This is a genomic window from Bdellovibrio sp. HCB288 (assembly GCF_047305935.1).
Taxonomy (GTDB): domain Bacteria; phylum Bdellovibrionota; class Bdellovibrionia; order Bdellovibrionales; family Bdellovibrionaceae; genus Bdellovibrio.
This window is the reverse complement of sequence record NZ_CP178619.1, coordinates 2909505-2926626: the sequence shown is the minus strand read 5'-3', so window position 1 is coordinate 2926626 and position 17122 is coordinate 2909505. Positions and strand designations below refer to the sequence as shown.

Annotated in this window: 15 protein-coding genes; 5 read left to right on the top strand and 10 right to left on the bottom strand. The window is 47.1% G+C overall.

Translation table 11 applies throughout. From position 1 onward, the window contains the following. Window positions 1–4: 4 nt before the first annotated feature. Window positions 5–2161, bottom strand: coding sequence for a heavy metal translocating P-type ATPase (locus tag ACLVWR_RS14315; protein WP_413581308.1), 2157 nt, complete (start codon window positions 2159–2161; stop codon window positions 5–7). Between the two features lie 822 nt (window positions 2162–2983). Between ACLVWR_RS14315 and ACLVWR_RS14310 the strand changes: the two genes are divergently transcribed. Then, complete coding sequence (locus ACLVWR_RS14310) at window positions 2984–3418, top strand: hypothetical protein (RefSeq protein ID WP_413581307.1); 435 nt, start codon at window positions 2984–2986, stop codon at window positions 3416–3418. A gap of 350 nt (window positions 3419–3768) precedes the next feature. Here the strand turns inward: ACLVWR_RS14310 and ACLVWR_RS14305 are convergent, their stop codons facing one another. From ACLVWR_RS14305 to queA, 8 genes are all read right to left on the bottom strand, one after another. Continuing rightward, on the bottom strand, window positions 3769–4338 hold the full coding sequence (locus ACLVWR_RS14305; protein ID WP_413581306.1) for a DUF366 family protein: 570 nt from the start codon (window positions 4336–4338) through the stop codon (window positions 3769–3771). A 3-nt stretch (window positions 4339–4341) separates the two neighbouring features. Next, entirely contained in the window at window positions 4342–5037 is a 696-nt protein-coding gene (queC, locus tag ACLVWR_RS14300; RefSeq protein ID WP_340599437.1) for a 7-cyano-7-deazaguanine synthase QueC, read from the bottom strand. Beyond that, window positions 5034–6761: a single-stranded-DNA-specific exonuclease RecJ gene (recJ, locus tag ACLVWR_RS14295; RefSeq protein WP_413581305.1), complete on the bottom strand. Its 1728-nt coding sequence runs from the start codon at window positions 6759–6761 to the stop codon at window positions 5034–5036. Before recJ ends, queC begins: the two co-directional genes overlap by 4 nt. Window positions 6762–6826: 65 nt before the next feature. Further along, on the bottom strand, window positions 6827–7768 hold the full coding sequence (secF, locus tag ACLVWR_RS14290; RefSeq protein WP_413581304.1) for a protein translocase subunit SecF: 942 nt from the start codon (window positions 7766–7768) through the stop codon (window positions 6827–6829). A 13-nt stretch (window positions 7769–7781) separates the two neighbouring features. Then, a complete protein-coding gene (secD, locus tag ACLVWR_RS14285; protein WP_413581303.1) occupies window positions 7782–9470 on the bottom strand; it encodes a protein translocase subunit SecD in 1689 nt (562 codons plus the stop codon). Further along, window positions 9470–9817 (bottom strand): preprotein translocase subunit YajC, encoded by a 348-nt coding sequence (yajC, locus tag ACLVWR_RS14280; protein ID WP_413581302.1) that lies wholly within the window; start codon window positions 9815–9817, stop codon window positions 9470–9472. The genes secD and yajC overlap by 1 nt, the downstream gene beginning before the upstream one ends. 64 nt (window positions 9818–9881) lie before the next feature. Then, on the bottom strand, window positions 9882–11021 hold the full coding sequence (gene tgt / locus ACLVWR_RS14275) for a tRNA guanosine(34) transglycosylase Tgt (protein WP_340599442.1): 1140 nt from the start codon (window positions 11019–11021) through the stop codon (window positions 9882–9884). Between the two features lie 19 nt (window positions 11022–11040). Beyond that, window positions 11041–12054 (bottom strand): tRNA preQ1(34) S-adenosylmethionine ribosyltransferase-isomerase QueA, encoded by a 1014-nt coding sequence (queA, locus tag ACLVWR_RS14270; RefSeq protein ID WP_413581301.1) that lies wholly within the window; start codon window positions 12052–12054, stop codon window positions 11041–11043. A 117-nt stretch (window positions 12055–12171) separates the two neighbouring features. On the opposite strand from queA, the gene ACLVWR_RS14265 reads away from it, so the two are divergent. The 3 genes from ACLVWR_RS14265 to ACLVWR_RS14255 are packed head-to-tail and all read left to right on the top strand — an operon-like array spanning window position 12172 to window position 14167. After that, entirely contained in the window at window positions 12172–12663 is a 492-nt protein-coding gene (locus ACLVWR_RS14265) for a hypothetical protein (protein ID WP_413581300.1), read from the top strand. A gap of 47 nt (window positions 12664–12710) precedes the next feature. Then, window positions 12711–13850, top strand: coding sequence for a hypothetical protein (locus ACLVWR_RS14260; RefSeq protein ID WP_413581299.1), 1140 nt, complete (start codon window positions 12711–12713; stop codon window positions 13848–13850). 35 nt (window positions 13851–13885) lie between these two features. Next, a complete protein-coding gene (locus ACLVWR_RS14255; protein ID WP_413581298.1) occupies window positions 13886–14167 on the top strand; it encodes a hypothetical protein in 282 nt (93 codons plus the stop codon). Between the two features lie 21 nt (window positions 14168–14188). On the opposite strand, the gene ACLVWR_RS14250 is transcribed toward ACLVWR_RS14255, so the two are convergent. Continuing rightward, window positions 14189–14386, bottom strand: coding sequence for a hypothetical protein (locus ACLVWR_RS14250; RefSeq protein WP_340599447.1), 198 nt, complete (start codon window positions 14384–14386; stop codon window positions 14189–14191). Between the two features lie 227 nt (window positions 14387–14613). Here ACLVWR_RS14250 and ACLVWR_RS14245 point away from each other — a divergent pair, with 227 nt between their 5' ends. Next, window positions 14614–17121 (top strand): hypothetical protein, encoded by a 2508-nt coding sequence (locus ACLVWR_RS14245; RefSeq protein ID WP_413581297.1) that lies wholly within the window; start codon window positions 14614–14616, stop codon window positions 17119–17121. Window position 17122: the final 1 nt, after the last annotated feature.

Here is a 17122-nt window from a genome sequence, read left to right as displayed (position 1 = left end):
TAAATCAGTCTAACTTCTTGCTCTTTAAGAGCAGGGAGTTACTGACAACTGAAACTGAACTCATCGCCATAGCGGCACCGGCGATGACTGGATTTAGCAAACCCAATGCCGCAAGCGGAATTCCCAGCGTATTATAGAAAAATGCAAAGAAAAGATTCTGACGAATTTTCTTAAGCGTCACCCTAGAAAGCTGTATTGCCTGAGCGACGGACTGCAAATCATTATGCATCAATGTCACATCCGCGGTCTCGATGGCAATATCAGTCCCCGACGACATTGAAAAACTCACATCCGCCATCGCAAGGGCCGGCGCATCGTTGATACCATCACCCACCATGGCCACCGTTTGTTTTTTCCTTTTCAAGGTCACAATGACATTTGCTTTGTCAGAAGGTCTTACACCCGCTTTAAAATCCAGAATACCCGTCTGACGGGCAATCTCCTTGGCGGTCCCCTGGTTATCACCTGTTAGCATCATGATCTGCACACCCAAAGCTTGAAGATCCGAGATGGCTTTTTTTGAGCTCTCGCGAATTCGATCCGCAACAGCCACATACCCCATGATGCGGTCTTCGGCACCGAGCACCATCACTGTTTGACCTTGGGCTTCCAACTTTTGAATTAAATCTTGCTGTAGAAGTCCACCGGATGAAACCCAATCCGGTCGTCCCAGTTTATAGCGAATTCCCTCGATGAATCCGGCAACTCCATGCCCGCTTACAACCTCAAATTCTTGCACCGGTTTCAATTCAAGTCCACGATCCAGGGCTCCTTGAGTCACAGCGTGAGCCAAGGGATGAGAGGATCCATTCTCCAAACTCGCAGCCAGGATCAATACTTGATGTTCATTAAACGAAGAAACACCATGCACTTCTGTAACAACGGGTTTTCCCTCGGTAATGGTGCCCGTTTTGTCGAGCACCACGACGTTGATTTTTTCAGCCAGCTCCAGTGCGCGAGCGTCTTTAAATAGAATCCCCAGCCCCGCTGCCCGCCCTATCCCAACAACCACCGCTGTAGGGGTCGCCAGTCCCAATGCACAGGGACAGGAAATAACCAGAACGGAGACAGAGGCAACAAAGGCCGCCTGCAAATCCTGCACAAAAAACCAAGTCCCCAGGAAAGTTAAAACACTGATAACCACCACGACAGGTACGAAAACGCGGGAAATTCGATCTGCCAAACGCTGAATGGGCGCTTTGGATCCCTGAGCTGCAGTGACGATTTTAATTATCTGGGCCAGTTGGGTTTTAGAACCCACACTGGTCGCTTTGATTTGTAAAGAGCCTTGTTGATTCAATGTGGCTGCATAGACTTGACTGTCCATATTCTTTTCCACTGGCAAACTCTCGCCGGTCAACATGGATTCATCCACCGACGAATTTCCCGCTACTACAACTCCATCAACTGGAATGGCTTCGCCATTTTTTACCAGGACCTTTTCACCCGTAGTCACCTCAGAGATGGCAATAGAAACCCAAACGCCGTCCCGTTCTACCAAGGCCATCTTGGGCTGCAGTCTGATCAGACTCTCCACGGCTTCAGAAGTTTTCCCTTTGGCTCTGGATTCCATCAACTTGCCCAGAAGAATCAATGTAATGATAGTTGTACTTGCCTCAAAATAGACATGCTGTTCGCGCCATTTCATTACTGTTACGACAGCACTCAATACAAAGGCCATGGTCGTCCCAAGTGCGATCAAAACATCCATATTGGCACTTTTGGCTTTAAATGCGTGGAATGAACCCACGTAAAATCTCCATCCAATCCAAAACTGCACCGGCGTTGCCAGCAGCAGCTGCAACCAGCGGGGGATCAGCTCGTGATCATGACGAACAAACATCATGATCATTTCCACGATAAACGGCGCCGTTAATATTGCCGAAATAACAAAATGCCGCAGATCCCGACGATATTCGGCCGCGGCAATTTCTTTTACCTTTTGAACATCAATCTCGGAATTAATCTCAAAAGCCTGGTAGCCCAGATTTTGAATGGTTTTTATCAAGGCCTCCGGAGTGGTTGCTCCGGGAGAAAATTCGACGTGCGCTTTTTCCGTAGCAAAGTTAACGGTGGCCTGCACCTCGGGAAGCTCATTAAGTGCTTTCTCAATTTTGCCGGCACAATTCACACAGGACATACCTATAAGTTGTAATTCCATATTTCACCCTGGCATCATTCGGCGCCTCACCCCTTATTAGGACACAGAGAACCTTTTTGTGACAAATAAACTGCACCCGATATGTGGTGATAAATATGCTCTCTCGCAGTCTGGACCCCGGACCTCCATTGATTCATATGTTATTTATTCGCTATTTAATCTCTCATGGCACTTACTATGAGGCTTTAGAACTATGTCTCAACACTCTGTTCGCCATTACAAATGCCCCCATTGTGGGAGCCCTGACTTCGTGGGAAGGGGACTCTTTTATAAGCGCTCCACTAAAACCTACATTCCTCGCTACAACTGTAAGATATCGGGCCCTGGCGAAGCACGATGCTGTGCCGAACGGAGCGCCAGCAAAGCCCAGTCTCCTCACGCAAATCTTCGTGCAATAACCACACTAATGGATCAGTTCCTATGGAACTTAAACTGCACCCGATATGTGGTGATAAATATGCTCTCTCGCAGTCTGGACCCCGGACCTCCATTGATTCATATGTTATTTATTCGCTATTTAATCTCTCATGGCACTTGCTATGAGGCTTTAGAACTATGTCTCAACACTCTGTTCGCCATTACAAATGCCCCCATTGTGGGAGTCCTGACTTCGTTGGAAGGGGACTCTTCTATAAGCGCTCCACTAAAACCTACATTCCTCGATACAACTGTAAGATATGCAAAAGGTCGTTCTCAACCAGAACGACATCCTCCACTTTTAAACAAAAGCGTACGGATTTAAATTACCCGATCGCCAATCTCTATACTTCAGGTGTGGCCTTAAGACAGATCGCCAGAATCTTGGATTGCAACTATAAAACTGTGTTTAAGAAATTTATTTGGATGGGATTAAGAGCCAAAAACTCTCATCACCAGCAGGATTTAACTTCTGAGACCCTATTGTTTGATGAATCTGAAACCATTGAGCACACCAAGCTTAAACCCCTGACTATCGCAGTAGCAGTCAATGAACACTATAAAATCCTTGGTATCAAAGTAGGTACTATCCCAGCTAAAGGGAAAATCGCATCCATATCGCGTAGAAAATACGGGTATCGGGAAAACCAATCCCTCTCGAAAACCACTGAACTTCTCTCTGACATAAGCTCTCAGATTTCCCAACCTTTTAAACTCATCAAATCTGATGCAAAACCCTCTTACAAGAATGTCGTAAAGACCCTATTCCCTGAGAGCTCCTACCAGCAGTTTATTGCAGAAGATCACAAAGAAAAACGCCGAGAACAAAAAATACCTTAAAACCGAAAAACATGTTTTCGATCCTCTTTTTGAGGTGAATCACATCTGCGCAAGACTCCGCGATCACATCAAGCGCTTAGCAAGAAGAAGCTGGTGCACAACCAAGCGCAAAGAAAATCTTGAACTAAATCTCTATCTCTACATTGCGGTAAAGAACGGGTACGAATTCCTGTAGTCTTATTGACTACTGAATTTGATTTGCTAGCCAGAGAGAGGCCTCCAGGGGCGCAATGCGCGAACCGCCGAAAGCGGGTCTTGGCAAGACACGATACTGGGCCGAACGGAGCGCCAGCAAAGCCCAGTCTCCTCACGCAAATCTTCGTGCAATAACCACACTAATGGATCAGTTCCTATGGAACTGGTCGGACTTTTTGAGTGGCGATTGTAATGGACTGGAACTCTTTTGTGAATAATGACATCAAGTGATGAGCTGTCTCTCGAGGATCCAGTTTAAAATCCCCCAGACACGCAGTTTTCACCGGGGTGCCTTCATTGGTCACATTCATTGCAAAGTGAACCATTGTTGAAACCGGTGATTTCGTGGCGATACTGATGGAAAGCTTGCGATCCCCCCAGTAAATATCATCGCCATCGCGAATCAAGGTATCGGACTTAAGATGAGTGCCGGCATGAGCCTGGATATAGTCGCGTGCGATGGCAGCAAACAATCTTTGCAAAGCCACACCGCTAAACAGGTCACGATCAAATACTTCAATGATAAAGTGAAGCATCTCGTCGCCTGCGATCACCGCATTGGCCAGCAAATCCTCTCCGTCCACCATGTGGGCCGCCGGAATATCACACTTACCAACCCAGGAAACAATGGATGGCCCCAGCTTCCCGTGATCCAGATATGCAAATAGCGAATGAAGCTGACTGCCGTCGTAGGCGAATTTCTTTTCGATAAAATGCATTTCCATAACTTACCCCTTAAACAAACTTTTCACATCTACCTTGGCGGAAGCAAAGGCACGTTTGGCGCGCTGACAGGATTCACACTGCCCACACCATTCCTCTCCGGCAAAATAACAGGGCCAAGTCAGCTCCCATGGAACGTCCAGTCCCTGCCCCAATAGAACAATGGCTGGTTTGTTCAAATGAGCCGTGTAACAACCCACGGTCACTTTGTTTGAAGTCGAATATGAAAGCGCGTGAGTTGCAGCTTTTAGGAAGTCCACGGAATTATCCGGGAATGTCGCTGCTTCTTCAGCATTGAATCCTGGAATGACAGAGTCCGCGCCCAACGCTTCCGCGTAGGCTGCCGCAATATTCAGAAAAATCCCATTGCGATTTGGCACCCACACGGATTTGGCTGTTTCGCCGGATTTTTCCAGATTATCAATTTCTACGTCTTTACCCGTGGGAACCTCTTGATCCTCCACCAGCAAAGAAGATTTATTGAACTCCTTAAACCACGTCACATCCAGTACCTTATGGGGCACATTCAGAAACTTTGCGATTTTTGCGGATTGTTCGATTTCTTTTTTTGCGGCCTTCTGCCCATAGTTAAAAGTCAGGGCCAGCACCACTTCGTGGTGATGTTTAATGGCTTCAAAAATATTAACAGTCGAGTCCAAGCCCGACGACAGCAATACGACGACTTTTTTCTTTTTCTTCATGACATGGCCTTCAGATCACGAACCAGGATTTGTATGGTTTTTTGCCCAGCAAAATAATTCCACTGCAGCTCCCCCAGAATATCATAAAAACCCGGCACATTGTGCAAAGTTTCCACCTGACGAGGAGTCGGAGTAAATAACAAAGCTTCCATAGTGGCATTGCTGTCTGGATCAAACAGCTTCAAACGCAAATGTCCGCCTTTGAGTTCCCGTTTTGACAAGACTTGAATATTGGAAAAATGAATAAGCGGAATCGCAAAACCGGCACCAAACGGACCGACAAAATCATACCACTTCATAAGATTGGTACTGACTTCCGGCAAACTTGCCTGAACGTCGTAGAAAATTTCCAATGGCTTTGGTTTTTCGCGAAGATCCGAAAAGTGCGAATCCAATCGGTTCACAAATTGAGAAACTTTGTTTTCTGCGATCTCAAAACCTGCAGCCGCTGAATGCCCGCCAAAACGACTCATTAATTCGGCTGCCGTGGACATCGCCTCGACCAAACAGGCTTCCTGTCCCTGAGGCAAACGTGCAGATCCCACGATCATCCCATCGTCACCAACAGAACCCACGAAAGCTGGTTTGTTGTAGACCTGAGTCAACTTTGTAGCGATCAATCCAACCACCCCACGGTGGAAACTGGAAGAAGCCACAAAAACAAAGTCCTTATGAGGCCAGTCTTTAAGTAATTCTTGAGCTTCAGCTTCCGCATCACTTTGCAGCTGCACTCGTGTGGAATTGTTTTTCATCACCTGGCGAACCATGTCGCGGGCTTTACCTTGATCTTCCAGCAAGAAGATATCAATTGGCAAAATCCCCGACTCCATACGTGATAGAGCATTCAATTTTGGTGCGAAACGAATTGCCACATCCTGACTGGTCAAAGCGCGATCCTGCAGATCCAACTCTTCAAGTAATGCTAGAAGTCCGGCTCTTTTTGTCTCTGCCAACTTCACCAGGCCGTGCTTCACCAGGACTCGATTGTCGTCCACCAAAGGCACCATATCGGTCAAAGTCCCGATCGTGAAGTAATCCAGCACCTCTTTAAGATCCCAATTGTTTTTAGGTAGTTGCGCGTGATCATGAAAGTATCTTTTCAAACCACGCAGAAGGTAGAATGCAACTCCCGCACCACACAAATAACCTAAACCACTTTCGCAAGTTCCTTGGTTTGGATTAATAATCACATGGGCCGATGGCAACGTGTCTGCCGGTAAGTGATGATCTGTTAAAATAACATCAACACCCAACTCTCGGGCTTTGTCGATCGCTGCATGCGCAGTGATACCAACATCGACCGTGATGATCAGGGAAACACCCTGGGTTTTAAGTTCCTCGACTGCGGCCGCATGGAAACCATATCCCTCAGACAAGCGCTTCGGTTGGTAGTGCAAAACTTCGGTAAAACCCAAAGCCTGCATCCCGGTTTTTAGCAAAGCCAATCCGGAAGTTCCATCCAGGTCAAAGTCTGCATAAATGCAGATCTTTTCCTTATCAATATAAGCCTGCCCCAGGCGCTCGAGTGCTTGAGACATCCCCTTCAACAGAAGTGGATCTTTCAAATCTCCAAGTTTTGGAAACAGAAGTTTATCGACATCACCGGCTTGAGTGAAACCCCGGGCCGCAAGAAGCTTACCGATCAAGGATGGCCATTGCCCCTCGACCTTTGCGGGTGTTGCCACCTCGCCGTTTGCTTCTCTTAATTTCCACAATGGATTCACTATCACTCCGCGGGAACAAATCCCCAGTTAAAACACAAAGGCCCCTTCTCGGGGCCTTCGATTTATTAAGCCTTTTTACTAACCAATTTATCCATGTACATAACAAACGGTGCTGCCACATAGATGGAAGAGTAAGTACCGAATGCGATACCCACACAGATCGCAAACGCGATATCACCCACTGTACCGCCAGAGAACAACCACAAGCACAATGCTGAAGTGAAAACTGTTCCGGAAGTCATGAATGTACGACGAAGCATATCGTTGATCGCCTTGTTGATGATAAATTTGAAGCCTTTATCATGGTACAAGCCATCAGTTTCACGAATACGGTCGAATACGACGATCGTGTCATTCAGAGAGTAACCGATCAAAGTCAAAATCGCCGCCAGGATAGGAACGTTAACTTCCTTACCAACTGCCACGAAAATCGCCAAAGTGATTACCGCATCATGGAACAAGCAGAATACTGCGCCCGGAGCGTATTTGTAATCGAAACGAAGACCTACGTAGATCAAGATCACAAGCAAGCAATAGAAAACTGCCAGCAATCCGTTACGTTTCAACTCCGCACCCACTTGAGGTCCCACGGTGTCGACACGACGGATATCAGGGCTATGATCAGCAAACTTTGTTTCGATCATAGTTCTGATTTTAGTGATATCCTGATTTAGGATTTCATTTGTTTCTTTATCAGTTTTACCCTGTTGACCTTGGAAGCGAATGATGAATTCGTTGTTTTCGCCGATAGCTTGAACACCCACATCACCTAATTTCAAATCATCAACAGATTTACGAACCTGGTCAATCGTCACGCCTTGAGCAAATTTAACCTGGAACTCAGTACCACCTTTAAAATCGATACCGTAGTTAACGCCCTTGATCGCCAAGTAGGCCAGGGAGATTATCACCAACAAAACGGAAATACCTGTGAAAAGGTTTGTTTTACCGACGAAATCGATTTTGCCCCAAGATTCAGTTGTCGTAGTTTTTGTATTATTAGTCATTTTTGCACCAATCCTAGATGGACAACTTTTTCACGTTAAATTTGTAAATCAACTGATCCACGATAACTTTGGATACGAACACGTTCGCAAACATAGTTGTCACGATACCAATCAACAAGCTCACCGCGAAACCACGCACCGGACCTGTACCGAAGTACAAAAGAATCACAGCCGTCGCACCCGTAGTCACGTTGGAGTCGATGATCGCAGACATCGCACGGTTGTAGCCCTCTTTAATTGCGGCCTTCAAACTATGCCCCTGCGCCAGTTCTTCCTTGATACGCTCATTAATCAACACGTTCGCATCGACCGCGAAACCCACCGTCAAGGCGATAGCCGCGATACCAGGCAACGTCAAAGTTGCACCGAAAGAAGTCAATAGAGCCAATACACCCAGAACGTTCAGTCCCAAGCACACTGCGACCACACAGCCCATGCCTTTGTAGTAAACGATCATGAACAAGCAGATCAATGCGGCACCAATGTAAGCACCCATTTTAGCTTTATCGATAGAGTCCGCACCCAAAGTAGGACCCACACGGCGTTCTTCCAATTGCTCCAAAGAAGCAGGCAAAGCACCCGCACGAAGAGCTGTGGAGATCATTTTCGCTTCATCCATCATCTGGTTACGATCACGGCCACCACCCAAAGTGATTGTCGCCTGACCGCCACCAATACGCTCACGAATGCTTGGAGCAGACTTGATGATTTTATCAAGTACGATCGCCATTTGTCTGCCGGAGTTTGAACCCGTCAAGTCAGCGAACTTTGTCGCACCTGCAGAGTTGAATCGAAGGGAAACCATTGGCGCTCCGTAGTTGTCATAACCAACGCTTGCATCATCCAATGCAGAACCACCAAGATCCGTGTCTTCTTTAAGAAGATACGGAATAGAACCCGTTTCCATGGAAGTCGCGTTTGCAGACTTTTCGAAGTAGATCACAGATTTTGCCGGCAATTTGCCTTTAAGATCCGCATTCAAACGAGTCACATAGTCTGAGTACTTCATGGAATCCATTTTATAACCGCCCGCTTTTTCAGCGTCAGCGATCATCACTTGAAGCTCCTGTGGAGTTTTCTCAGTGGATACGATCATGAAATCAAGCTTTGCAGTTGTATTGATCAACTGTTTTGCTTTTTCAGCATCCGCCATACCTGGCAATTGAACCAGGATACGGTTTGTACCTTGTTGAGAGATGGAAGGCTCGGCCACACCAAACTCATCGATACGGTTACGGATTGTTTCAATCGCCTGTTGAATCACTCGATTTTTGTAGTCATTCAAATAAGCATCAAAGTAACGGTACGTAGCCGTTGTATCCGTGGAACCCACTTCTTGAAGGTCCGCTGGATGCTTTTCAGACATGTATTTTTCAACTTTGGCTTTTTCAGCCGCCGCGAAAGACAAAGTCACTTCGCCCGCCTCAGGGCGCTCGGATTTAACATCCGTCAAAGTGATGCCGTCTTTGGCTGTGTCTGTTTTAAGGGAAGCGATCAAACGAGTCGTGGACTCTTTCACCACGCCGTCTACGTCAACGCCCATTACAAGATGCAAACCACCTTGAATATCAAGACCATAGTTCATCTTTTGCTTAGATGGCCACCATGAGTTTCCAAAATTCACCACGTTTGGCATAAACCAAACGAGAGCCAAAATGATACCCACGGCCGCAGCCAGGGTTCTCCAACGAAGTCCGTCCATTATTTCTTTTCCTCTGTCGCTGTTGCTGCTTTCTGAGTTGTCGCAATTTGAGTACGAAGCATTTTAACTTTCACGCCATCCGCGATCTCAACAGTCACGAATTGGTCAGTGATGCCCTCGATACGACCCAAGATACCTGAAGAAGTGATAACTTCGTCGCCACGTTTGATTTCATTCAAGAACTTTTGATGTTCTTTTTGGCGCTTGGATTGAGGACGAATAATAAGGAAGTAGAAAATAACGAAGATAAAGATAAACGGAACAAACATCTCAAGTGTGGATGGTTGTCCAGCTGCTGGAGCTGCCGTTTGCGCGTGTGCTGTATTAACAAGAAGTTCGAATAACATGATTCCTCCAATGATGACGCTAAAATTCAGCATTATTCCATGGAAGAATCAATAGTTATGTCAGTTAGCCTTTCTTTACGAAACGCGTTAGACAGTCGTCACGGAACGCCGCCCAACGACCTTCAGCGATCGCTTCGCGGGCCTTTTCCATCAATTTCATATAGAAATGAATGTTGTGGATTGTGTTCAAACGAGAGCCTAAAATTTCACCACTCAAGAACATGTGACGTAAATAAGCCTTCGAATAATTCGTGCACGTATAGCAGTCACACTCTGGATCAAGCGGTGATGGGTCTTCTTTGTATTCACTGCGCTTGATGCTGACTTTCCCCTGCCACGTGAAGATCGTACCGTTACGTGCCACTCGAGTAGGCATGACGCAATCGAACATATCGATGCCCGAATCTATTGCAATAATTAAATCCGTTGGCGTCCCCACACCCATCAAATAACGCGGCTTATTGGCCGGCATTTTTGGAGCTACGTGCGGCAAAAGCTCATGCATCAAGTGAATGGGCTCGCCCACCGAGAAACCACCCAAGGCATATCCCGGCAAATCCACGGAAGTGATTTGCTCAAGGGATTTCAAACGGTGCTTCAAACTCAATCCACCCTGAACGATACCGAACAACAAGCTCTCTTTGCGAGTCATCGCTGCTTTGGAGCGCAACAACCAGCGATAGGTCAAAGCCATGGAGCTTTCAATTTGCTCATCTGTGGCTGGATACTGCAAGCATTCGTCAAAGGCCATAATAACATCAGAGCCCAGATCCATTTGGATCTCCATGCTCTTTTCAGGAGAGATAAAATGTTTGGCACCATCCAGGTGGGAACGGAACTCCACACCTTCTTCATTCATATTGCGAAGCTTGGACAAAGAAAAAACCTGAAAGCCGCCGGAATCGGTCAGGATCGGACCGTGCCAGTTCATGAACTTGTGCAAGCCGCCCATTTTTTTGATAGTCTTTTCACCAGGGCGCAAATGCAGATGGTAGGTGTTACCCAAGACAACCTGAGTGCCGCATTCTTTTAGCTCTTCAGGAGTCATGGCCTTAACAGTGGCTTTTGTACCGACTGCCATAAAGACCGGCGTTTGCACAGGTCCGTGCGCAGTCATCAGCGTGGCACGACGGGCATTGCCTTCAGTTTTATGGACAACGAATTGGCCCAGGTTCATTTCAGTTTCAGTTGTATTGGTCGTCATAGTTTTACCATCTAGCATATTACTTACCTATCCAGACTGTCAGGTCGCCATAAGAAAAGAGCCGGAACTTTCTCTCAATCGCCCATAAGTAGCAAGTTTTAACTGTTTCCAAGGAAGAAAATCCCGAAACCAAAGCAAGCAAAGTGGATTCCGGTTGGTGGAAGTTGGTCAGAAGTCTTTGCACCACTTTGAATTGATATCCAGGCTGAATCAAAAGCTTGGTGAAGCCCCGGTAGCCCTCAAAATCCGAACCTTGCAACAATCCCCCTGCCGCACTCTCCAAAGAGCGCGTGGTGGTTGTTCCCAAGGACCAGATCAAGTGCCCCGATGCCCGGGCTTTTTGAATCGCCTGCCAGCTGGCTGCGGAAATCTCCACGTACTCCTCATGCATGTCGTGATCATTAAGGTCCTCTGCCGTCACCGGCAGGAAAGTCCCCAAACCCACATGAAGCGTGACTTCAATGATTTGCACGCCCTGAGCGCGCAACTGTTCCATATCGGTGTGTGAAAAATGCAGACTTGCGGTGGGAGCCGCAAAACTCCCCGGAGTTTTCGCCCAGGCGGTTTGGTACCAGGATTCATCCGCATCCACGGTGTGGCGCTCGTTACGAGCTTTTTGTATATACGGCGGAAGTGGCAGCTCGGCCACTTTTTGAAAATAGTCCTCGGTGACAGCCTGACTCAGGGTCACCTTTTGCGGACGGCCTTTTTCCTTTAACGTCATGGAGACGCCTAACGGCAGCTCCAGCGCCTGGCCAATTTTGAATTTCTTTGAGGGAAACAGAACTTCCCAATCAAACTCTGAAGTTTGCTTTAGGAACAGAATTTCAACATCACCGGAAAACACGCGACGCTTTAGAACCCGAGTGTTGTTCACGACCAACACATCCCCATTGTTCATTTTGCTTTTCAAATCCTCGATGGAAATTTCACATGGCTGGTTGTTTTCAACCCACATAACACGTGAAGGACGCTGAGGAGCGGTTGCTACCAACTCTTCGGGATAGGAAAAAATGAGGTCAGTGATTTTCATAGGAGGACTTCATAGCATAGCTCCTTTGAAGATAGTAGCTGCGAGAGTAACTTTTACCTGACTTTTACAATGCGACTTGATCCCGTCGGCCAATTGCGCAAAAGTACACGGCAAATCATGAAATTCACCAGAAACTTGATCCTTACTTCCGTTTTCCTTTTAAGTCCTGTGCTTCTTGCGATGGACAGCGACCTGTTTGGTGAATGCCCCACATCTCACACTTCTTGTGAGTTCTACCGCTGCAAAGCTGCGCAACAGCCTTGCGGTAAAAATGGCTACTGGGAAAACTTCGGCATTCCTTATTGCGAAGTCTTCGTCAAAGATCAACATAAGTTCAGCCCGGACAGCCAGATCTGGCTTCAGGACGTGCGCCTTTGCCTGCAAGTTCGTCTGCAGGAAACGGCTACAGGACTGACTTGTTCCAAAATCAAAAAAGCTGCCATGCACGACCATGTCAGCTGTTACGTCGACACCGGCTTCTGCAACCTGACCATGCGGGAACAGTTTAAGATCATGTGGTACCTAAAAGGCGCTCTCCGCGACCTGAAAACTTGGCAAGAGGCAGAACTTTTGCGTCGTGCTTGTCAAAACACCTATCTTCCCCAGTAGATTCATAAACTCCATCTCGTTAACATAGGGTCCCTTAGGAGAACACTATGACGAAATGGATTCTGTTACTGATATTGCCATTCTTGCCGGCTCTTGGTTTTGCCAAACCTGAAATGCGCGGACTCCGCGTGGACCCCTCTTATTTCTATGAGCTTTATCCAGAAAAAACGGCTCCTGAAATCGCGCAGTTGGTCGTTCATAAAGCCATGCAAGCCCATGTGAATACTTTGTTTCTGTATGCTTATGTTTCAAACCATGGCGCCTTTTATCCCACGGACTATCCTTTAACCACCGTCGAAACTCATTTTGGTGAGAAGAATATTTTCAATGAGATTTACACTTTGGCCCGCGCCCATGATTTTCATGTGGTGGCCGTCATCAATGTCACCGATAATAAATCCGTCTGGGATGCCCGTCCCGAGTGGCGATCCAAAACACCGAATGGTGGTGACTACAAACCGATGTCACAAACTTATATTCTGTCGGCTTGGCACCCCGAGTACCGCCAATGGCTTCAGGGTTTCGTAAAGGATTTAACTGATAAATTTCCACATCTTTATGCGGTCGAAGCTGTTGAACCCACCGTCGATTGTTTTTGGCGCTTGGAAGCTGACTTCAATCCCGAAGCCAACAAGGCTTTCTTTGCCCGACACCCTGATGGACAGCTTGGAGATAAAAACTGGCTCGTGATGCGCGCAGAAGGCGTCACGGATTTGCTGGGCATTATGGCTGAAGTCAGTCATGCCAAAGGCATCAAAGCTGGTGTTGTGCAAACCTGGCCGGCATTGGCCGATGGCAGTCTTTCCACTCCGGAACAAATTCGCGATGATGTGGGGTTTGATCTGAATGGCATTCTGAATCTTCAAGGTGCCAAGAAAATGGACTTCGTTGTTGGTGAGCTTTTATGGCAGCAATGGCGCGGTGAATTCGGAAATCCCGTTTTCAATCCAGCGTGGACCTTGCCGGCAGCTTTGGAATTCAAGGAGCTGGTTGCAAATCGCAGTGAAGTGGTGATTCATATTGAAATCTCCACATGGCATGGTCAACACAGCAGTGTCACTCCGAATCTTGCAGAGTTTCAGGAAAGCCTGGAAGTCATCAGCAAGGAGATTCCTCACATAGATGTTTATGACTACAGTCAAATTGAAAATCGCCACGCATGGAATGCGTTGGCGGCGTGGAAATAGTTGAGGTTGATAAAGAATCACGCTAAAGTTTGTAGATGAACAAAAAACATCTTGTCACTTTCAGCGTGATTCTCACATTCATGATCTCCCCGTTGGCTTGGGGACAAGAAGAACTTCCGGCAGCATCTCAACAAGAACCCGTCACGGGCTATCAAGGCATGCTGCCTTATATTCAGGAAAATGCAGCCATTCGCAAAGAAGCTCAGCAAAAATATGGTTCTAAAAAGTCCCGCAAAAAGGGCAAGAAAAGTAAAAAAAGCAAAACCTCTAAAAAATCCAAAACAAAAAAGAACCCTGGCAAAACCAAGGGTTCTTGAAACTCTCTGTACGTGACAGTCTTATTTGCGACTTTCGGAGTGAGATCCTTTTTGTGATGACTCACGATTTTCGCTTTCACTGGAAGCAGACTCTTCCGCATGTGGATCTGCTGAATGATCCGCCTGTTTATTATGGGCGGCCCGTCTTTGCTCTTTAATACTTCCATCATAACGTTTGCTGGTCTGGCTAAATCCTCTGCCTTTATTATGTCGAGACATTTTACACCTCCTGCCCTTCCAATTTACCAAGAATACTCATTGCTGAAACCGTCACGATGGGCGAGGTTTGCTATACGAAATGGCAATCTTGATGTGGCAAATGTCGAATTCCAATTATTATGTCTCAATCTGGGTCATCCGCAGTCAAAAACCTCACAATACTGACTCCTATTCACTCAAAGAAAACGTTCATTTAACCGATATATAGAGAGAACAAAGGGGATTGTTTGAACCATCAAAGAACGTTTCATAAGCAGTTGTTGCGCTCGCAACAAGGCTCCGTTCTACTTATGGCGATCATAAGTGGCGTGATCGTATGTATCATGTTCTTCGCCTCCATTGCCTATATTGAAACTCAAGCAAAAATGATGGCTCGTTCGGCGAACAAGACAGACCGCCGCATCGTGATGGATGGCTTGTATGCCTACACCGTCAATGCTGTGAAACAAAGCTGGTGCTTGTCCTCGACTTGGGTTGAGGAACTGAACTGCACCATGAATCACCCACGCAACACTCAACGACTTTTGCTATCGGACGAAACACTTCTCTTCATCCGCAACTCTGGCACTCCACATCCGGAACCACTGTCTTCAACACGTTTGAAATCGATATCGACAACAGTTCAATTGAGCAATTTCACCGAGTCGCATCCTCTCTTTTCAGTCGTAAGACCACTTAAGGAAGAATACTCCCAAGCCACATTTACAATCGAGCGTGATGCAACGGCGATCTCTGCTGTTCGTGGTAAGGAAGTTCCGTTGAAAATCACGATCTTCCTGAAACACAAATCTGAAAGACAGTATGATGAAACTCTGGTTTCAAAAAACATCGTCTATCCACGCGAGCTCAGCTACTTCTCGTTGATTTTAGCAAATGATTTATATCTGAATACAAAAGCCAGCAGCGCAAGCAGCGGCAATAATCGCATCAATTCCACGCCGATTGGATCAAGCTCCGGTTTAAGATTCGAAAGCCCGGTTTTCGTCAACGGTGATTTGCATCTGCCAGCCTCAGGATTTCGTCCTGCCATGAAAAACGTGACCTTCGTGGATAAGGTGGTTTTGGGCGGCGGGAAAATCATGCAGGACAACCAGCCCTTCATGGTTAAAACTGCCGGTGGTGAAGGCTCCATGTTTAACTATGAGCTGCCGAACTTTGCGGGACTTCTGGGTGGATATGAACTGGATCCAGGTCGCGACACGGGTTTGGATTTCCTTTATAATATCGTTCCCGGCGACACTAACAGCTTCAATGCACAGGTGCTGTGTCGCGCCCGTTTGATGGCTTCTTACGATCTTTTGATCACGAACCCTTCACAGCTTTGGGCTCGCGCCAACTCAGCTTCGGCGAATCGCGCGCAATTAAGTTTCAACGTCGGCAACGTGGATAACTTTGTCGAGCAAGCCACTATCAATGGCTATGAGGCAATCACGACAGTGCCAAACGTAGCTACGGCTGCGATGTCTAACGCCTCGACAACGGCAGGCACGCCGATCATGAAAGGTCGCGTGTATTACAACGGTCTTCAAGCACCGGGAGGTGCTCGTGGTGCCTATATCACTGACTTCTACGTGCACCGTGAAGGCACAGTGACACTCTATCCAACGGGAACAGCCGGTTCTTCGATCACCATCAGAACCGCTCCATTGGTGGTTTCGGGACGCACTCAGTTCAATCAAGTCGACATGACTGTTGAGTTTAACGGCACCTTGGACGTAGCTCCTTATAAAACCAATGGAAGTGTTTTGTTCAACTCCTCTCCTTCGGTGAAATTTGTATTTGAAGCTTACGATTACGGTTATTTGAATGGAAACAATCTGCGGATTCCCGGCGGAGCTCCCTACTTCAGAAACAAAACCAACGGTGTGACATTCACGCGCTCTGGTGCTGATATGGTTCTGGTGGCCAATACCAACAATCTGGGTGTGAACTTCAATAAATGGCAGACGAATTCAGGCCTTGAAGCCTCGCCGGACTATTCATTCCCAATTACTTCAGAATACATTGGTTTGCATGTACCAAAAGACACTCCGGAAAATCTGGCAGAATTCGATGACCGTTGTTTTGCAACGCCGAACCCAGGAAATTCCAACGCGGATTTTTCAGCCTTCCCGGCTGCAACTTGGGACACATCATTCGCCCGCCAGGCGCGCAATGCGTGGATGTTCAATGCGGACTGGTCGAACCGTTCAACGCCAGGATACTATGAAGGTGTCTGGACATATGGCACGAGCACGACATTTACAACACACTCACTGGTCAGAGAATGCCGCATTGATCCTGATGCAACACTCATTGCGGGAATGTTTGCATGTGAAACCTTCCGAATTATGGCGCGCTCAAAACCACTGCGTATCATTGGAACTGTGATCACCAATCAGTTGATTATTGAACCTTCAGCATTCAATGCCGGCATCCGTTGGAGCAGCATCTACCACCCGCAAGCAACACAAGAGCTTATTAATGCCGGCATTCTGGGCCGGGATAAAGCAGGCGCCTTGATGAGTTGCGCACCAGGGACATTGGCGCCGCTATGGCAGGCCAACATTGGTATCTCTGACCGTTACGCGCACTGGGTGTGCAACCCTGTGAGCCTGCGTAAAGCAGATCCATTCAAGTGGACCACAGTTGATCCGGACTGCGGTATCGTGAATGCTCGAGATACTTTGGTTAAATGTAAAAAACAATCGAAGCGCTTCCTGATCAAGGAAGTCAGCCGCGGAAAGGGGTTGTAGG

Excerpts from the sequence above, each read along its gene's own strand:
- ACLVWR_RS14315 (WP_413581308.1), bottom strand. The coding sequence starts at position 2,161 with ATGGAATTACAACTTATAGGTATGTCCTGTGTGAATTGTGCCGGCAAA.
- ACLVWR_RS14305 (WP_413581306.1), bottom strand. The coding sequence starts at position 4,338 with ATGGAAATGCATTTTATCGAAAAGAAATTCGCCTACGACGGCAGTCAG.
- queC (WP_340599437.1), bottom strand. The coding sequence starts at position 5,037 with ATGAAGAAAAAGAAAAAAGTCGTCGTATTGCTGTCGTCGGGCTTGGAC.
- secF (WP_413581304.1), bottom strand. The coding sequence starts at position 7,768 with ATGACTAATAATACAAAAACTACGACAACTGAATCTTGGGGCAAAATC.
- secD (WP_413581303.1), bottom strand. The coding sequence starts at position 9,470 with ATGGACGGACTTCGTTGGAGAACCCTGGCTGCGGCCGTGGGTATCATT.
- yajC (WP_413581302.1), bottom strand. The coding sequence starts at position 9,817 with ATGTTATTCGAACTTCTTGTTAATACAGCACACGCGCAAACGGCAGCT.
- tgt (WP_340599442.1), bottom strand. The coding sequence starts at position 11,021 with ATGACGACCAATACAACTGAAACTGAAATGAACCTGGGCCAATTCGTT.
- queA (WP_413581301.1), bottom strand. The coding sequence starts at position 12,054 with ATGAAAATCACTGACCTCATTTTTTCCTATCCCGAAGAGTTGGTAGCA.
- ACLVWR_RS14265 (WP_413581300.1), top strand. The coding sequence starts at position 12,172 with ATGAAATTCACCAGAAACTTGATCCTTACTTCCGTTTTCCTTTTAAGT.
- ACLVWR_RS14260 (WP_413581299.1), top strand. The coding sequence starts at position 12,711 with ATGACGAAATGGATTCTGTTACTGATATTGCCATTCTTGCCGGCTCTT.
- ACLVWR_RS14255 (WP_413581298.1), top strand. The coding sequence starts at position 13,886 with ATGAACAAAAAACATCTTGTCACTTTCAGCGTGATTCTCACATTCATG.
- ACLVWR_RS14250 (WP_340599447.1), bottom strand. The coding sequence starts at position 14,386 with ATGTCTCGACATAATAAAGGCAGAGGATTTAGCCAGACCAGCAAACGT.